A 17,280-nucleotide genomic window follows, 5' to 3' on the forward strand; every position below is an offset into this window, starting at 1 on the left:
GCGTCGCACCACGACCGCCCCGGCGGGCTCCGGCCCGCCGGGGCGGTCGTGCGTCCGGGCCCGCGAGCCTAGGACCCGCACCGGCGTCATCAGCCGATCGGCCGACCCCGGAACCGGCCGCTCAGGCGAACCGGAGCCCTACGGGCGGCCGATGGGTCCCGGCGGGAGTTCGAGGAGGCTTGGAGCGAGCGGCCGCCGCGCCCCGGTCCGCTGCCCCAGGCCGACCGAGAAGGAGCCAGCCCGTGACGACGTCCAGGCCACACGGAGAGCGGGTCCAGGTCGGATTCCGTGCCGGGGGCCGGCGGGCCCGCACCTCCGCGCGCGTGCGCACCCGGGCCGCCGTGGCGGCCGCGGTCCTCGCCGCGGCGCTCACCGGATGCGCGGCCGGCGGAAACGGGCACCCGCAGGCGGACTCCGATCCGTCGCCGAGCCGGTCGCAGGCCGCCCGGAAACCGGCGCCCGCCCCCGAAGGCACGCTCGTGATGACGGACTTCGGGTCGGACACCGTCACCTTCGCCGACCCCTCGGAGCCCGACGGCGGACCGGACAGGAGCTCGGTGGAGGTCGGCACCGCCCCCTGGGGCATCGCGCTCGGAGACGACGGCACCGCATGGGTGGCGACAGCGGAGGGCGTGGCCGCGGTGGACACCTCGACCCGTGAGCGGACCGCCCTCATCCCGTACCAGAGCGGCACCGGGCCCGTGACGACGGGGGAGTACCGGGGCGGCGGAATGGGGATCGCGCTCTCGCCGGACGGACGCCGGGTCTACGTCGGCGTCAACGTACCCGGTGACAAGGGCGTTCTGGAAGTCGTCGACACGCGGCTGCGCAGGGTGGTCACATCGGTGCCGGTCGGGCGCAGGCCCTTCGACGTCGACGTCTCGCCCGACGGCCGCAAGGTCTACGCGACCGGCCACGACTCCTTCGACGTCACGGTCGTGGACACCGGAACCTGGAAGTCCCGGCGCATCGAAGTCGCTCCCTACGGGACGGAGGGCGGGCTCGGCTCCTGGCTCAAGCCCCACCACACGGCGGTACGCCCCTCGGACGGCGCCCTCCTCCTGCCCTTCGAAGGTGAACGCCTCGCGGTGGCCGACCCCCGGACCGGCCGGGTGCGCATCGAACGGATGACCGCCGACACGCACCAGCACGGAGCGGCCGTCACGCGTGACGGAACCCTGTTCGTCGTCGGCACGGGGCCGATCGACCCGGCCGAGGACCACGGACCGTCGCTCACCGTCCGCGCGCCGGACGGTGAGGAACGCGTCATCCCCCTGGACGGACCGCACGAGGAGGTCGCCGTCGCCCCCGACGGCCGCACCGCCTACGTCTCGGGCGGCTTCACCCGGAACGGCTACTGGAACGGGATCAGCGTCGTCGACCTCACCACGGGGGAGGTGAAGCGTGTCGGCGTCGGTCGGCGCCCGCTGGGCATCGCGATCCTGTAGCGGCGGTGCCGCCGTTCACCGGGCGCGCGTCGCCGGACTTCGGCGCCGCACCGCGTCGCCGGGACGCGTCCGGTGCGCGGCCGCCCGCGTACCCCGCCGCGCGCCGAGCCGAAGGGGAGTACGACGCCGGGCCCGGACGCCCCGGGACGTCTCGTGGACAGGAGCCGGGCGGACTGGCAGGCTCCGGATCGACGCACCGAAGTCCCCGCCCCGGCGGGGAGGAACCGGCCGTGAGGAAGGGACGCCGATGAACGCGCAGCTGACCGACGCCGAACTCCGGCATGTCGCACGAGCAGTGGACCTGGCGGCGGAGGCCCTGGCAGCCGGGGACGAGCCCTTCGGCTCCGTACTGGTCGACTCCGGCGGGCAGGTGCTGCACGAGGCCCGCAACCTCGTGCACACCACCGGCGACCCGACCCGGCACCCGGAGTTCGAGCTGGCCCGCTGGGCGGCGGCACACCTGAGCGGCGAGGAACGCGCGGCCTGCGTGGTCTTCACCTCGGGCGAGCACTGCCCGATGTGCTCGGCGGCCCACGGCTGGGCAGGGCTCGGCAGGATCGTCTACGCGCACTCCTCGGCCGAACTCGTGCGGTGGACGGGCGAGCTGGGTGCCGAGCCCGGGCCGGTGCGCCCGCTGGACATCCGGGCTGTCGCACCGGGCGTGGAGGTCCAGGGGCCCGTGCCCGCCTTCACCGACCGGCTGCGGGCGATGCACCACGAGCTCCGCGCCCGGGGAACCGACCGCCCCTGAGAGCCCGTACCTTCCTCGTACGGTCCGCGCGAACGCCGGTCCCGGCCTGCTCGTATCCTCGGCGCATGACGCCAGGCACCAGCGGCGACGGCCCCGGACACGTCACGCTCAGACAGATCCTCGCCTACGACGACGAGGGCATGCTGCGCCTGCTGCTCGCCCCCGCGGGGCAGGACCTCGCGGTCCACGGCCTGATCGTCGGGGACGAGGGACCCGCACGCCCGCACGAGGGCAGGATCGTGCTGGCCACGGGCCTCGCCCCGGACCTCCGGGACGCCTCTGCCGTCGTACGCGAGGCGGCCCGGCGCGGCGCGGCGGCCGTGGTGCTGCGGGAGTCCCCGGCGACACCCCTGCCCGACGACGCGATGGCGGCGGCCGGGGAATGCGGGATCGCGCTGGTGGCCCGCGCGGAATGGGCGGACTGGGGCGACACCGTCGCGCTGCTGCGTTCCGCGACCTCGTACGCCGCCGCCGGCCGCGACGACATCGGCGCCCCCGACCCCGGCGGCGGACTGGCCGCTCTCGCCGCGGCGACCGCCCGCAGCTGCCGGGGCTCGATCACGGTGGAGGACACGCAGTTCCGCGTGCTCGCCCACTCCGCCACCGGCCCGGGGGCGGACGGTGTCCGCCGGTCGACGATCCTCGGCGGCAGGGTCCCGGAACAGCGCGTCGCCGAACTGCGGCGCAGCGGACTGCTGCGGGCGCTGTGGACCTCCCAGGACGTCATCCACCGTCCCGCCGACGGAGGCAGCCCCGAACGCCTCGTCGTCGCCGTCCGGAACCACGGGGAGATGCTCGGCTCCCTGTGGGCGGCCGCCGACGGGCAGGGCCTCTCGCCCGACGCGACGCGGGCGCTGCGCCGGGCCGCCGTACTCGCCGTACCCCACCTGCTGCGCCACCGGCTCGACGAGAGCGGCACCGCACGGCGTGAGGCCCAGGCCCTGCGCGGACTCCTCCACGGGACCGGGGACCGGCGGACGCACCTGTGGTCGCTCGGTATCGCGCCCGGAACTCCCTGCGCGGTCGTCGTCGCCGTACGGGACTCCACCGGCGGGCCGGGAGCGGACCGGACGCTGGACGCCCTCGCGGCACAGGCCGCCGCGACCAGGCCCACGGCCCGGATCCTGCGCGAACAGCACCGGATCGCGGTCCTGCTGCCCGTGCGCGACGAGGGGGACCCGCGCGAGGTGCTCGCACTGGCCCGGGAACTCGACGGGCCCGCGGCCGGAGTTCCGGACGCCGTGACCGTCCGGATCGGTGCGGGGCGGACCGTGGCCTCGGGCCTCGACGCCTCGCTCTCGTACGCTTCGGCCCTCGAAGTCGTGCGGGCCCTCCGCGACCGGGAGGCGAGGGGGTGCGACGAGCAGCCGGTCCGGTACGCGGGACCGGACGAGGTGAGACCCACCATCGACGCCCTCCGCATGCTCGACGCCGCACGGCCCGTGTGGGAGTCGGGCGACGGACCCGTGCACGAACTGATCCGCGCGGACCTCGCCGCAGGCGGTGACCTGGTGCGGTCCCTCGCGGCGTACCTCGGTACGGGAGGGGACATCCCGGCGGCGGCGCGCCGCCTGCTCCTGCACCCCAACACCCTCCGCTACCGGATCCGCCGCGCACGCGAACGCTTCGGACTCGACCTCGACGATCCGGACACCCGGCTGGTCCTGGCCGTGGCGGTGCGCCTGGCCGGAGTGGTCTGAGGGCATTCGGGACGGTGTTCGTCCCCGCGGACCAAAGGGACGGCAGCGGTTCGTCCCCTGCGACGAAGACGGGGTAGGGGCACGGGGGCGAGGCTGGTCCCATCCCCCTACCTGGTCCCGCTGCCCTGTCCTGTTCCCCACATCGCCCGCCCGAGTGAGGTGGGGAACCCGTCCGGAAGACTGCCGTGCCCTCTCTCAGCAATCACTCCGCGCATGCGACCGCCCCCCTGCGCACCTCGGCGACGCCCGACTCCGACGCCCGCCCACCGGCCACCCCGCTCGACCCGCGGCAGCGCGTCCGCGCCGTGATCCGCCGGGCGGTCTCCGCCGGACTCCTCGGCGAGGAACAGCCGGTGGCCGGCTTCCTCGACACCGACGGGATCCGTGCGTCGGTCCGCAGTCTCGACGCGGCCTTCGCCCACGCCCCCGACGTCCTGCACACCTTCGCCGTCAAGGCGGCCTCCCTGGTGCCCGTGCTCCGGCTGCTCGCGGGTCTCGGCATGGGCTGCGAGGTGGCCAGCCCCGGTGAACTGCGGCTGGCGCTCGACGCCGGGGTCCCACCCGCCCGGATCGTCCTCGACTCTCCGGCCAAGACCCCCCAGGAGATCAGCGAGGCCCTTGCCCTGGGCGTCGCGGTCAACGCCGACAACCTCGACGAACTGCGCCGCATCGACGCCCTCCGCCCGGCCGACAGCGGCTCCGTCATCGGACTCCGCGTCAACCCGCAGGTCGGCGGTGGATCGATCGGAGCCATGAGCACCGCGACGGCGACATCGAAGTTCGGTGTGGCACTGAGTGACCCGGGCGCGCGCGAACAGGTCGTGCGTGCCTTCGCCGAACGCCCCTGGCTGACCAGGCTCCACGCGCACGTAGGCTCCCAGGGCTGTCCCCTGGAGCTCATCGCCGAGGGAGTCGCCCGGACGTACGAGCTCGCCGAGGAGATCAACCGGACGCTCGGGACCCGCCGGGTCACCAGCCTCGACATCGGGGGCGGACTGCCGGTCAACTTCGAGGACGAGGAGACCCGCCCCGCCTTCGCCGACCACACCCGCGCGCTCGCCTCGGCCGTTCCGGGTCTCTTCGACGGCCGGTACGCCCTGGTCACGGAGTTCGGCCGCTCCCTGCTCGCGAAGAACGGATTCATCGGCGCCCGGGTGGAGTACGCCAAGGAGGCCGGCGGCCGGCGCATCGCGGTCACCCACGCGGGCGCCCAGATCGCCACGCGCACCGTCCTCATGCCCGAAGCCTGGCCCCTGAGGATCGGTGCGTTCGACTCCCACGGCAACCCGAGGACCGGCGTGCCGGTCCGTCAGGACGTCGCGGGCCCGTGCTGTTTCGCCGGTGACGTCGTCGCCCACGGGCGGGAGCTCCCCGCGCTGGAGGAGGGCGACTTCGTCGTCCTGTACGACACCGGCGCCTACTACTTCTCGACGCACTGGGCCTACAACAGCCTCCCACGACCGGCCGTCCACGGTTTCACGACCGATGCCTCCTGCGGTGTGCGGCTGGCCACGGTCCGCACGGCGCAGACGCTCGACGAGATCGCGGCCGAGAGCGGGCTGGCCCACGCCGATGCCTTGGCCGGACTGGGTGGTCCGGAAGGGAGCTGACCGCGGGGATCCGAGTCCGGACGCCTGGGCTCCCGCGTTTCGAAGCCGGTGACGGCTCGACAACGAGTCGGGCCCCGTTCCGGCGGGACCTGCGGTGGCGGCGTCCGGTCACGCAGGGAGGGAAGGTGTCCACCCCGGCGGGCGTGTCACCTGGTACCCCCGGAACTCCCGGCCCTCGTCGGAGGTCCGGGGACGGCACCCGTGATTCAGTCCGAGTGGCCGCCTCCGCCGCTGTCCGACCATCCGCCCGAATCCAGGGAGTGGGCAAGTCCGTGGCCGCCGGTGGTGACGTCGGAGTAGAGACTGACCAGCTCGTTCGCGAGCTGGCCGGCGGGCAGGAAACCCGGTGTCGGCGGAGCCCCGGCGCGGCCCCCGCCGAGACGGTCGCCGGCCTGCGTGGCGGCGAGGAGCGCGGTTTCCCCCGACGTGAGGGCGGCCAGGCGGCGACGTGTCGCGGCGCCCCGTACGCCGGGGTACGCGGCAGGGGCGATGTCCGCCACCCCGACCAGGATCGCCAGCACGAGGTCGCGTGGGTCGGGCGGCGCCTGAGGGGCTGAGCGGGCCAGCACGTCGAGCCTGCCCAGGACGGCGCGGCGGCGGGCGACGTCGACCGAGAGGACCTCGTGGCGGGTACGTCCGTCCGCGCCACGCCGACGGCGGCACCTGAGCGCCTTCTGGTCCTCCAGCCGTGAGAAGTACTCGGTGGTGAGGGACGACGGACTCCGGCGAAGCCAGTCGTGGAAGGACGGCGGCGGGACGGTCCGGCCGAGGCCGAGGAGCACGCCGGTGAGACGCCGGTCCTCGACGGGCGCGGGGTCGAGGACCTCGATCCGGCGAGGGCCGAACGCGATGCGGCCGGCCAGGCACAGTTCGGCCAGCTCCGAGGTACGCAGGGCGATCAGGAGCCGGTGCTCGGACCGGATCCTCGGATGCCGTCGGCCGGTACCGACGGCGAGCAGGAGCAGGTCGTCCCCTATCGTCACACCGCCACCTTAGGCATGGCCGTACCGCGGAGGGGAGGCTTCCGCGACCGCCCGTTCCGGCCTGGGGGCGGCCTCATCCAGGCTCCGTGGCCACGGAGTTGCCGACGCGCAGTGCGGACCGGGCGTGGACCCCGGTCGCTGCCGGGGACTCGACATCTGTCGCCGGTCGGCGGTGGGCGTCCGCCGCACGGGACCGGCGCCGGGACCGGCGCCCCGTTCCGACGCGCCCTCGGAGCCGACCGCGTGCCCGGCCCTCCGTCGCGGAACGCCCTACGGCACCCGCGCGGTCCACTCCTCGGTGGCGAACTTCGTCCGCACCAGATCCTGTGCCCGTGCCATTTCCTCCGTCGTGACCTCCCCGGTGGTCAGCCCGTAGCGGGCACGGAAGGAGGCGATCATGTTCTCGATCACCTGCTCCCGGGCCAGGCCGGTCTGACGCCGGAGCGGGTCCACGCGCTTCTTCGCGCTCCTGGTGCCCTTGTCGGACATCTTCTCCTTGCCGATACGCAGGACCTCGAGCATCTTGTCGGCATCGATGTCGTACGACATGGTCACGTGGTGGAGGACGGCCCCAGGTCCGCCGTCGGGGCCGATCATCCGCTTCTGCGCGGCCCCGGCGATCTTGCCGGCGTCGGTGGCGATGTCGTTGAGGGGCTGGTACCAGGCCTTGATGCCCATGTCGCCGAGCGCGCCCAGGACCCATTCGTCGAGGAACGCGTAACTGTCGGCGAAGGAGAGACCCGACACCAGCGACTCCGGGACGGAGAGGGAGTAGGTGATCGTGCTCATCGGCTCGACGAACATGGCCCCGCCGCCGGAGACGCGCCGCACCACCGTCATGCCGTGCCTGGACACGCCTTCGGGGTCCACCTCGTTCCTCAGGGACTGGAAGCTGCCGATCACCACGGCCGGCGAGGCCCACTCCCAGACCCGCAGGGTGGGTGGCCGCCGCCCGGCCGCCACCTCCGCGGTGAGGACCTCGTCCAGCGCCATGTGCAGCGCGGGAGCCTGCGGCTCCGCGTGCACCAGCTGCCAGTCGTAGTCGCGCCAGCCGGTCGCACGGGCCAGCGCCCGGCGCACGGCGATGCCCACGCCCTCCGGGGTGAGCCCCAGCATGACGGTCGACTCCGGCAGCGCCGCGGTGATCCGGGCCGCCAGGCCCGCTGTGTCCGTCGAGGCGGCGGCGCCCTCCAGGGCCCCGTTGATCGCGAGGATCGCCTCGTCGGGCTCCAGGAAGAAGTCCCCTGCGACCGTCACGTCATGGAGGAGGCCGCCCTCGACCTCCAGATCCACGACGACGAGCTTGCCGCCGGGCACCTTGTACTCGCCATGCACGGGTGTGCTTCCTTTCGGCGTGCGGGGCGGAGCATCCGATTTCGCTCCCGTATCAGGTGGGAAGCGTACTTAGTCGCGGTTGTTCGCCGGGTGAGGGACGGCGGCGGTTCCCTGAAGCGACCCGCCCGGCCGCCTGTCGCCGGAGCTTCCCGTGAGCGGACGCATGCGCGGAGTGACCGAGTCCATTTCGGTATGCAACTCCGGCACCGCCGTCCGGGCCGGCCCTGAGACCCGAGAGTGTCCGGATATCGGGCAGGGCGGGGGCTGTTGCGTTCATGGTGCACCGGTGGGCGGACTCCCGCTGTCGGGCCATCAGGTAAATCCTGTCCGCGATGTGGGCGGAAGCCTTGCCTTGCGGACTGTATGCGAAATACGGTCTGCGATATTCCTTGATCACCCCTGGCGGGAGGTAGGCCCCCGTGCGCCGAAAAGCGGTTGCCCTGGTGGCGGTTCTGTTGGTGTCCCTCACCTCGGGCTGCGCGTCGTTGCAGTCCTCCGCGACCGAAGTCGGTGGTGTGCGCATGACCGACGACCGGTCCGTGCGCGACGGTGGGACGCTCACCGTGGCCCTGGCCTCGGACCCGGACAAACTGGATCCCAGCCTCGCTCAGACCCTCGTCGGCCGTACGGTCTTCGCGGGGATGTGCGAGAAGCTCTACGACATCGACGAGGGCGGCGCCCTGGTGCCCCAGCTCGCCGCGTCGCTCCCCACCACCTCGTCCGACGGCCGCACGGTCACCATCCAGGTGCGCCCGGGGCTGAAGTTCAGCGACGGCACACGGCTGGACGCGAAGGCCGTCGTCACCTCGCTGCTGCGCCACCGCGACCTGCCGGGTTCGGCGCGAGGCACCGAACTGGCCCCCGTCAGCAAGGCCGAGGCCACCGGACCGCTCACGGTCCGCCTGACGCTCGACCACGCCTACGTACCGCTCACCGGCGTGCTCGCCGACCGGGCCGGGATGGTGATGTCGCCGACCGCGCTGAAGAAGTACGGGAAGAACTTCACCAACCACCCCTCCTGCGTCGGCCCCTTCCGCTTCGTCGAGCGCGTCGGCGGGGACCGGATCGTGCTGAAGAAGGACCCGAACTACTACGACGCCGACAAGGTTCACCTGGACGGCGTGGTCTACAAGCCGATTCCCGACGGCAACGTCCGGCTGGCCAACCTGCGCTCCGGTGACCTCCAGGTCGGCGACCAGATGGCCCCGGTCGACGTGCAGAGCGCCCTGACCGAGCCGAAGCTCCAGCTCTTCAACTCCCCCTCGCTCGGATACCAGGGCATCGGGATCAACGTCGGCAACGTGAAGGGCCTCGGCCAGCCGCCCGGGAAGATCGACTCCCCGATGGCCCGGGACGTCCGGGTCCGTGAGGCCTTCGAGCTGGCCATCGACCGCGACCTGATCAACAAGGTCGTCTTCCAGGGCATGTACGAGCCCGCCTGCGGCCCCATATCCCCGCAGTCGGCCATCGCCCCCGGGTCCGCCCCCGAGGACTGCCCCGAGCGCGACGTCGAACGGGCACGGAAGCTCCTGAAGGAGGCCGGGGTGAAGACCCCGGTCAAGATCGAGCTGAAGACCTCGACCACCCCCGAGCAGAACCGCGTCGGCCAGGTGCTCCAGGCCATGGTCAAGGAGGCCGGCTTCGAACTGTCGCTGCGCCCCACCGAGTACGCCACCATGCTCGCGGAGACCGACGCCGGTGACTACGACGTCTTCACCAGCGGCTGGTCCGGCCGGCTCGACCCGGACGGCAACGTCTCCAACTTCCTCAAGACCGCCGGCGCCATGAACGCCTACGGCCTCGGCGACCCGGAGATCGACAAGCTGATCGCGCAGGGCCGCAGCGTCGCGGACCCCGAGCAGCGCACCGGGATCTACGACGAGCTCACCAGGCGCGTCCAGGACGCCCACGCCCTGATCTACCTCTACCGGCAGAAGAACTACGTCGTCGCCGGCAAGGACGTGACCGGTATCCACGTCTACGGCGACGGCCTCGTCCGGGTCAAGAATGCGGGGTACACCCGATGACGAAGTACCTGCTGACGCGCCTGCGTCAGTCCCTCATCACGCTCTTCCTCGTCAGCGTCGTCGTCTTCGCCGGCATCCGCGCGCTGCCCGGTGACCCGGCGCTCGCGCTGGCCGGCGAGGAACGCAGCCCGGAGGCGCTCGCCGCGATCCGGGAGAGCTACGGCCTGAACGACAACGTGGTCGTCCAGTACGGACGGTTCATCGGCCACGCCCTCACCGGCGACCTGGGCACCTCGTCCCGCACCGGCCTGCCCGTCGCCGACGCCATCGCGCAGGCGCTGCCCGTCACGCTGGAACTGGCGGCGCTCTCCCTGCTCCTGGCGATCGTCGTCGGCATCGGCGCCGGAGTGATCGCCGCCGTGCGACGCGGAAAGCCCGAGGAGTGGCTGGCCAACGCCATCGCCCTCGTCGGACTCTCCATCCCGACCTTCTGGCTCGGCATCGTGCTCGTCCTCGGGTTCGCCATCGCCATCCCGGTGTTCGCCGCATCCGGATACGTGCCCTTCGGTACCGATCCCGTCGACAACCTGCGCCGCATGGTGCTGCCCGCGATCGTGCTCGGCTCCGGCCTCGCCGCCGTCGTGATGCGGCAGACCAGGGCCGCGATGCTCGACTCCCTCTCGGCGGACTACGTACGGACCGCCCGCGCCAAGGGGCTGTCCCGGGGATCCGTCGTCGGCGGACACGCCCTGCGCAACTCGCTGGTCACCGTGGTGACCGTGCTCGGGCTCCAGCTCGGACACCTCATCTCCGGGGCGGTCGTCACCGAGCAGATCTTCGTCCTGCCCGGCTTCGGGAAGCTCACCATCGACGCCGTCTTCACCCGCGACTACGCGACACTCCAGGCCGTGGTGCTCTGCACCTCCGCCGCGTACATCCTCATCAACCTGCTGGTCGACGTGGTCTATTCGGTCATCGACCCGCGCATCCGGCTCGGAGGTGCCCGGTGACCACCGCGACCACAGCGCTCCCCAAAGCGGCCGAAGCGGGCCGCCGGAAGCCCGGCGGCGGAAAGATCCGTGCGCTGACCCGGAACCGGCTCGCGCTGACCGGCGGGATCATCGTCGCCGTCTTCGTCCTGGCCGCCCTCCTTGCCCCGCTCATCTCCCCGTACGACCCCGCGCAGCCGGACTTCCAGAACGTGCTCGCCGAGCCGAGCGCGGCGCACTGGCTGGGTACGGACGACCTCGGCCGTGACCAGCTCTCGCGCATCTTCTACGGCGCCCGGGCGTCCATGCAGGTCGGCCTCCTGGCCGTGGTGCTGGCCTTCCTCGTCGGCGTACCGCTGGGGCTGCTCGCCGGGTACTACGGCAGGTTCGCGGACACCGCGGTGTCCCGTCTCACCGACACCATGCTGGCGTTCCCCTTCCTGGTGCTCGCCGTCGGACTGGCCGCGATCCTCGGCCCGTCGCTGACCAACGCGACGATCGCCATCGGCATCTCGCAGATCCCCGCAGTCATCCGGATCACCCGGGCCGAGACCCTGCGGCTCAAGCACGTCGACTACGTCGCGGCGGCCGTCGCCAACGGCGGCGGGGACGGCACGGTCCTCTTCCGGCACATCCTGCCCAACGCCACCTCCGCGCTGATCGTCCAGGCGACCGTCGGCATCCCGGCCGCGATCATCGGCGAGGCGCTGCTGAGCTTCCTCGGCCTCGGTGTCCAGCCGCCCGACCCCTCGCTCGGCGTGATGCTCTCCGGAGCCCAGTCGTTCCTGGCGCCCGCGCCCTGGCTGGCCGTGTTCCCCGGGCTCGCGATCGTCGCGGCGACGCTGGCCTTCAACCTGCTCGGCGACGGGCTGCGCGACGTCCTGGACCCCCGAGGAGGGACCCGATGACCGAGACCATGACCGAACCGGTGGTCAAGACGGAGACCGCGCCCGCCCTGAGCGTGCGCGACCTCTCGGTCTCCTTCCGCTCCGACACCCGCACCGTGCACGCCGTGGACGGGGTCTCCTACGACCTGGCGCCGGGCGAAGTACTGGCCGTGGTGGGGGAGTCGGGCTGCGGGAAGTCCGTCACCTCGATGGCGACGATGGGCCTGCTCCCGCCGACCGCCCGGATCGGCGGCTCCATCAGGCTCGGCGGGAAGGAACTCGTCGGGGCCTCCGAGAAGGAGCTCCAGAAGGTCCGCGGCAAGGACATCGCGATGATCTTCCAGGAGCCGATGACCTCGCTGAACCCGGTCCTCACCATCGGCCGGCAGATCGGCGAGGTGGTCCGCAGGCACCAGGGGCTGAACCGCAAGGAGGCCAGGGCACGTGCCGTGGAACTCCTCGACCTCGTCGGCATCCCCGCCCCGGCACGCCGGGTGGACGAGTACCCGCACCAGCTGTCCGGCGGTATGCGCCAGCGCGTCATGATCGCCATCGCGGTGGCCTGCGACCCGGCCGTCCTCATCGCCGACGAACCGACGACGGCGCTGGACGTCACCGTGCAGGCGGGCATCCTCGAGGTGCTCCAGTCCCTGCGCGACCGTCTCGGTACGGCGATCGTCCTGGTCACCCATGACCTCGGAGTCGTCGCCGACGCCGCCGACCGGGTACTCGTGATGTACGCGGGCCGCGCCGTCGAACAGGCTCCGGTGCACGAACTGTTCGCCTCGGGCCGCCACCCCTACACCCGAGGGCTGCTCGGCGCGGTGCTGCGGCCCGGAGGCGAGGGCAAGCGCCGTCTCCCGGAGATCCCCGGCCTGGTCCCCAGCCTGGACAGCCAGCCCGACGCCTGCACCTTCGCCCCCCGCTGCTCCCGCGCCGACGACACCTGCACCAGCAGCCGCCCCGGGCTGCGCGCCATCGATCCCGAGGCCGGCACGGACGCGCCGCACCGCGCCGCCTGCTGGCACCCCTTCGCCGAGGACATCGACGTACGGGAACCGGCCGCAGCCACCCCAGAAACCCCCGCGCGCGCCGACGACCAGGCGGAGCGCCCCGACCAGGAGGCCGGAAAGTGACCACCGCACAAGCCGTCCCCGCACCCCGCGAAGGCGACAGCGCGCACCCCCCGGTGCTGGAGATCAACGCCATGGAGAGGCACTTCGGCGCCTCCGGCGGAGGCACGGTCCGGGCCGTCGACGGTGTCTCGATCACCATCGGCCGCGGTGAGGTCGTCGGCCTCGTCGGAGAGTCGGGGAGCGGCAAGTCCACCGTCGGCAGGTGCGCGGTGCGGCTCGACGAACCCACCGGCGGCACCGTCCACATCAACGGCACCGACGTCAGCCACCTGTCGCGCCGCGCGCTGCGCCCGCTGCGCAAGGACTTCCACCTCGTCTTCCAGGACCCCTCGTCCTCGCTCGACCCCCGGATGACCGTCGGCCAGATCATCGCCGAACCCATCCGGCTGCACGGGCGAGCTCGCGGAGCGGCCGTACGGGAACGCGTCGAGCAGCTGCTCGGCCTGGTCGGGCTGCGTCCCGAGCACGCGGACCGGCACCCGCACGAGCTGTCCGGCGGGCAGCGCCAGCGCATCTCGATCGCCCGCGCCCTGTCCTGCGACCCCGACCTCGTCGTGGCCGACGAACCCACCTCGGCACTTGACGTCTCGGTGCAGGCGTCCGTCCTGAACCTGCTGGCCGACCTCCAGCGGGACCGGGGCTTCGGCTGCCTGTTCATCACCCACGACCTGGCCGCCGTCGAGTTCCTCGCCGACCGGATCGCCGTGATGTACCTCGGGCAGATCGTCGAACAGGCGCCGACCGCCGAGCTGTTCGCCTCGCCCAAGCACCCCTACACCCAGGCGCTACTCTCGGCGGCACCGGTCCCCGACCCGGTCGCCCAGCGCTCCCGCGAGCGCATCGTGCTCCAGGGCGAGCTCCCCAGCCCGCTCGACCCCCCGCCCGGCTGCCGCTTCCACACCCGCTGCCCGCTCGCCGTCGACCGGTGCCGCACCGAGGTGCCCGCACTGCGGGAGATCCCCGGAGGGCGGGAGGTCTCCTGCCACCTCGTGTCCGACGACGGCAGCGCCCCGGACGCGGCGGCCTGACCCGCCTCCACGGGCCCGGCCGCCCGTACGTACCATCCGCGAACGCGGCACCCGACCACTGAACCAGCACTCCGCAGCAAGGAGCCGAACCTCGTGTTCACCACCCGCCCCACCCTCCAGGGCACCTTCGGAATGGTGTCCTCCACCCACTGGCTCGCCTCGCAGTCCGCGATGGCCGTCCTGGAGGACGGCGGCAACGCCTACGACGCGGCCGTCGCCGCCGGGTTCGTCCTGCACGTCGTCGAACCGCACCTCAACGGTCCGGCCGGCGAGGTACCCATGATCCTCGCGCCGAACGGCGGCGACGTGCGGGTGCTGTGCGGCCAGGGCCCGGCCCCGGCGGGTGCGACCGCCGCGCACTACCGCTCCCTCGGCCTTGACCTGGTCCCCGGCACCGGCCCGCTCGCCGCGGCCGTCCCCGGCGCCTTCGACGCCTGGATGCTGCTGCTGCGCGACCACGGGACCAAGTCCCTCGCCCAGGTCCTGCGCTACGCCATCGGGTACGCCGAGGACGGCCACGCCCCGGTCGAGCGCGTCGGCCAGACCGTGGAGACCGTCCGGGAACTCTTCGAGACCGAGTGGCCGTCCTCCGCCGAGGTCTACCTCCCCGGCGGCAGGTCGCCCGAGCCCGGCACCCTGTTCCGCAACCCCGCGCTCGCGGCGACCTGGCGCCGCGTCATCGCCGAGGCGGAGGAGAAGGGCGGCGAGGACCGAGTCGCGCAGATCGACGCCGCCCGCGACGTCTGGCGTACCGGATTCATCGCCGAGGCGCTGGTGCGCCAGGCCGCCGTGCCGACGAAGGACACCAGCGGCAGCCACCACACCGGAACCCTGACCGCCGCTGACCTGGCGGACTTCTCCGCGTCGTACGAGGCGCCCGCCACCTACGAGTGGAACGGCTGGACCCTCGCCAAGGCAGGAGGCTGGAGCCAGGGCCCCGCCTTCCTCCAGCAGCTCGCCGTCCTGCCCGCGGAGCTCCCGGAGTACGGCTCGGCCGAGTACGTCCACCTGCTCATCGAGGGCTGCAAGCTCGCGATGGCTGACCGCGAGGCCTGGTACGGCGACGCCGACGAGGTGCCCGTCGACACCCTGCTCTCCGCCGCGTACAACGACGAGCGGCGCGCCCTGATCGAGGACACCGCCTCACTGGAGCTGCGCCCCGGCAGCCCCGACGGCCGCACGCCGGTCCTCAGCGCGCACGCGCACGCCGTCGCCTCCGGCGAGTCCGGCTTCGACGCCATGGGCATCCCGTCTGCGGGTGCGGGCGAGCCGACCGTGGCCAAGGACGGCGGCACCCGCGGCGACACCTGCCACCTGGACATCGTCGACCGCTGGGGCAACATGGTCGCCGCCACGCCCAGCGGCGGCTGGCTCCAGTCCAACCCGGTCGTCCCCGAGCTGGGCTTCCCGCTGGGCACCCGGCTCCAGATGGCCTGGCTCGACGAGGGCCTCCCCAACACCCTGACCCCGGGCCGCCGCCCCCGCACCACGCTCACCCCCTCCCTCGCCCTGCGCGACGGGGTGCCGGTCATGGCCTTCGGTACCCCCGGTGGCGACCAGCAGGACCAGTGGCAGCTGCACTTCTTCCTGGCCGTGGCGCTCCGCGGCAAGGTCCGCGGCGGTCTCGACCTCCAGGGCGCGATCGACGCCCCGAACTGGCACAACGACTCCTTCCCGGGCTCGTTCTTCCCGCGTGGGATGCGGCCGGGCAGTGTCACGGTCGAGGAGCGCATGGACCCCGAGGTGATCGAGGAACTGCGCCGTCGTGGGCACGACGTGACGGTCGGTGAGCCCTGGTCCGAGGGCCGGATGTGTGCGGTGGCCAGGGACCCGGAGACGGGTGTGCTCTCCGCCGCGGCCAATCCGCGCGGGATGCAGGGATACGCCGTCGGCCGCTGACCACGAGGGCCGGGCCCGGCGCGCCGACAGCGACGGGCCGGGCCCGGCCCGTTCCGCGCCCGCGGTGAGGTGGACCGGGGGTGCCCGCCGGCCTGGCGGGACACCCTCGGGGCGGGTCAGCCGAGCACGCGGTCCTCGAGTGCGGTCCGCCAGGCCGGGGGAGTGGCCTCCTGGACCGGGGCGGTGACCCTGCCGCCCCGGCCAAGGAAGTCGGCCAGGGGGAGGGTCGCCGCGCCCACGGTGACGGCCTCGGGGCCCAGCCTGCCGAGTTCCACGGTGACCCCGGCCGCCGGGTGGGACAAGGAGTAGGCGACGGCGTGCCGCCGGACGTCGTCGAGGAAGCGGGGCCCGAACTGCAGCCCGGCCCAGCCCCCGACGAGGATGCGCTCCGGCTGCAGCAGGTTGATGAGACCGGCCAGGCCCGCGCCGAGGTACTCGGCGGTCTCCTTGACGACCCTGAGGGCGGTCGGGTCGGGTTCCCTCCCGTCCGGGGGGTCGGCGGACGTCAGCAGCGCGGTGAGCCGGGTCTCCTCGTCGACGCCCTCGGGCGGGCACCCGCCCGCCTCCTGCCACCGCTGGAGCACGGCCTCCGCCCCGGCATACGCCTCCAGGCATCCGGGTGACCCGCACCGGCACCTCCGGCCACCGACCTGAACCGTCAGATGGCCCCATTCGAGCGCCTGGCCCTGGGGGGAGTCCTCCGCGAAGAGGCAGGCGCCGACGCCCGAACCGAAGAGGATGGCCACGGCGCTGCGCGCCCCACGCCCCGCACCGAACCACATCTCCGCCTGGCCGAGGGTCTTCGCCCCGTTGTCGATGAACCAGGGCGTGGAGTCGGGCACTCCGCCCGAGCCGCGCAGCAGGGCTTCCAGCGGCACCGCGTCCCAGCCGATGGTCTGGCCGTGCACGACGGCCCCCCGACGGGGGTCGCGCTCGATGACTCCGGGCACGCCTATCCCGACGCCGAGCAGGTGGTCGGGAGGAAGCCCGGTGCCCGCCAGCACCTCCTCGACGCCGCTGCGGATGTGATCGACGATCACATCCGCGTCGTACTGGTTGGCGACCAACGGCCTCTCCGCGCGCGCGAGTTCGCGGAGGGTGAAGTCGAAGGCCTCTATGCGCACCCGGGTCTCCCCGACGTCGATCCCGATCAGGTGGCCACGCCCGGGACGGACCTGCAGCAGGGTGCGCGGACGGCCGCCGTGCGACTCCACGCTGCCGGCCTCCTCGACGAGCCCCTCGGCGACCAGCTCGGCGACGACGTTGCTGATCGAACCCGAACTGAGTCCGGTGACGGGGCCCAGCTCCTGGCGGCTCATCCGGCCTTCGAAATACAACCGTTGCAATACGGCTGATCGGCTGTCCCTGCGCAGGTCATGCACCGTACGCCTGCTCCGCTGGGGCATCTGGGCTCCTCCCTGACTCGCCTGTGCGGCACGCTACCCCGGCTCGGAGGCTTGACGCGACCTTTCCGTGAGGCTTAACTCACATCATAAATTAAGCCGTGGGGCCGCAGGATCCGCACGCCGCACGTCCGGCAGTGGGCT

Annotated in this window: 13 protein-coding genes; 10 read left to right on the top strand and 3 right to left on the bottom strand. The window is 72.9% G+C overall.

What is annotated here, in order from left to right; all coding sequences use genetic code 11:
• Positions 1-242 precede the first annotated feature (242 nt).
• From ACGFNN_RS17435 to ACGFNN_RS17450, 4 genes are all read left to right on the top strand, one after another.
• Entirely contained in the window at positions 243-1,448 is a 1,206-nt protein-coding gene (locus tag ACGFNN_RS17435; protein ID WP_393556720.1) for a YncE family protein, read from the top strand.
• A 247-nt stretch (positions 1,449-1,695) separates the two neighbouring features.
• Positions 1,696-2,199, top strand: coding sequence for a nucleoside deaminase (locus ACGFNN_RS17440; protein WP_393556721.1), 504 nt, complete (start codon positions 1,696-1,698; stop codon positions 2,197-2,199).
• Between the two features lie 65 nt (positions 2,200-2,264).
• The gene (locus ACGFNN_RS17445; RefSeq protein WP_393556723.1) at positions 2,265-3,899 is read left to right on the top strand and encodes a PucR family transcriptional regulator; all 1,635 of its coding nucleotides are present in this window, start codon (positions 2,265-2,267) and stop codon (positions 3,897-3,899) included.
• 227 nt (positions 3,900-4,126) lie between these two features.
• Positions 4,127-5,509 carry a diaminopimelate decarboxylase gene (locus tag ACGFNN_RS17450; protein WP_393557086.1) on the top strand — a complete coding sequence of 461 codons (1,383 nt, stop codon included), beginning with the start codon at positions 4,127-4,129 and terminating at the stop codon, positions 5,507-5,509.
• Between the two features lie 206 nt (positions 5,510-5,715).
• Here ACGFNN_RS17450 and ACGFNN_RS17455 read toward each other — a convergent pair whose 3' ends face one another.
• The gene (locus tag ACGFNN_RS17455) at positions 5,716-6,492 is read right to left on the bottom strand and encodes a GPP34 family phosphoprotein (RefSeq protein WP_393556725.1); all 777 of its coding nucleotides are present in this window, start codon (positions 6,490-6,492) and stop codon (positions 5,716-5,718) included.
• A 270-nt stretch (positions 6,493-6,762) separates the two neighbouring features.
• On the bottom strand, positions 6,763-7,827 hold the full coding sequence (locus ACGFNN_RS17460) for a biotin/lipoate A/B protein ligase family protein (protein WP_393556727.1): 1,065 nt from the start codon (positions 7,825-7,827) through the stop codon (positions 6,763-6,765).
• A 521-nt stretch (positions 7,828-8,348) separates the two neighbouring features.
• Here ACGFNN_RS17460 and ACGFNN_RS17465 point away from each other — a divergent pair.
• The 6 genes from ACGFNN_RS17465 to ACGFNN_RS17490 all read left to right on the top strand — a co-directional run bounded on the left by ACGFNN_RS17465 (position 8,349) and on the right by ACGFNN_RS17490 (position 15,733).
• A complete protein-coding gene (locus ACGFNN_RS17465; RefSeq protein WP_393556729.1) occupies positions 8,349-9,854 on the top strand; it encodes an ABC transporter substrate-binding protein in 1,506 nt (501 codons plus the stop codon).
• Positions 9,851-10,804, top strand: coding sequence for an ABC transporter permease (locus tag ACGFNN_RS17470; RefSeq protein ID WP_393556731.1), 954 nt, complete (start codon positions 9,851-9,853; stop codon positions 10,802-10,804). The genes ACGFNN_RS17465 and ACGFNN_RS17470 overlap by 4 nt, the downstream gene beginning before the upstream one ends.
• Entirely contained in the window at positions 10,801-11,691 is an 891-nt protein-coding gene (locus tag ACGFNN_RS17475) for an ABC transporter permease (protein WP_393556733.1), read from the top strand. Before ACGFNN_RS17470 ends, ACGFNN_RS17475 begins: the two co-directional genes overlap by 4 nt.
• Positions 11,688-12,806, top strand: coding sequence for an ABC transporter ATP-binding protein (locus tag ACGFNN_RS17480; protein WP_393556735.1), 1,119 nt, complete (start codon positions 11,688-11,690; stop codon positions 12,804-12,806). The genes ACGFNN_RS17475 and ACGFNN_RS17480 overlap by 4 nt, the downstream gene beginning before the upstream one ends.
• A gap of 71 nt (positions 12,807-12,877) precedes the next feature.
• Positions 12,878-13,834: an ABC transporter ATP-binding protein gene (locus ACGFNN_RS17485; RefSeq protein ID WP_393557088.1), complete on the top strand. Its 957-nt coding sequence runs from the start codon at positions 12,878-12,880 to the stop codon at positions 13,832-13,834.
• 93 nt (positions 13,835-13,927) lie between these two features.
• On the top strand, positions 13,928-15,733 hold the full coding sequence (locus ACGFNN_RS17490) for a gamma-glutamyltransferase family protein (protein ID WP_393556737.1): 1,806 nt from the start codon (positions 13,928-13,930) through the stop codon (positions 15,731-15,733).
• A gap of 116 nt (positions 15,734-15,849) precedes the next feature.
• Here the strand turns inward: ACGFNN_RS17490 and ACGFNN_RS17495 are convergent, their stop codons facing one another.
• A complete protein-coding gene (locus ACGFNN_RS17495) occupies positions 15,850-17,139 on the bottom strand; it encodes an ROK family protein (protein WP_393556739.1) in 1,290 nt (429 codons plus the stop codon).
• Between the last annotated feature and the right edge of the window lie 141 nt (positions 17,140-17,280).

Origin of the sequence: Streptomyces sp. NPDC048590 (assembly GCF_043199535.1) — a bacterium.
GTDB lineage: Bacteria > Actinomycetota > Actinomycetes > Streptomycetales > Streptomycetaceae > Streptomyces.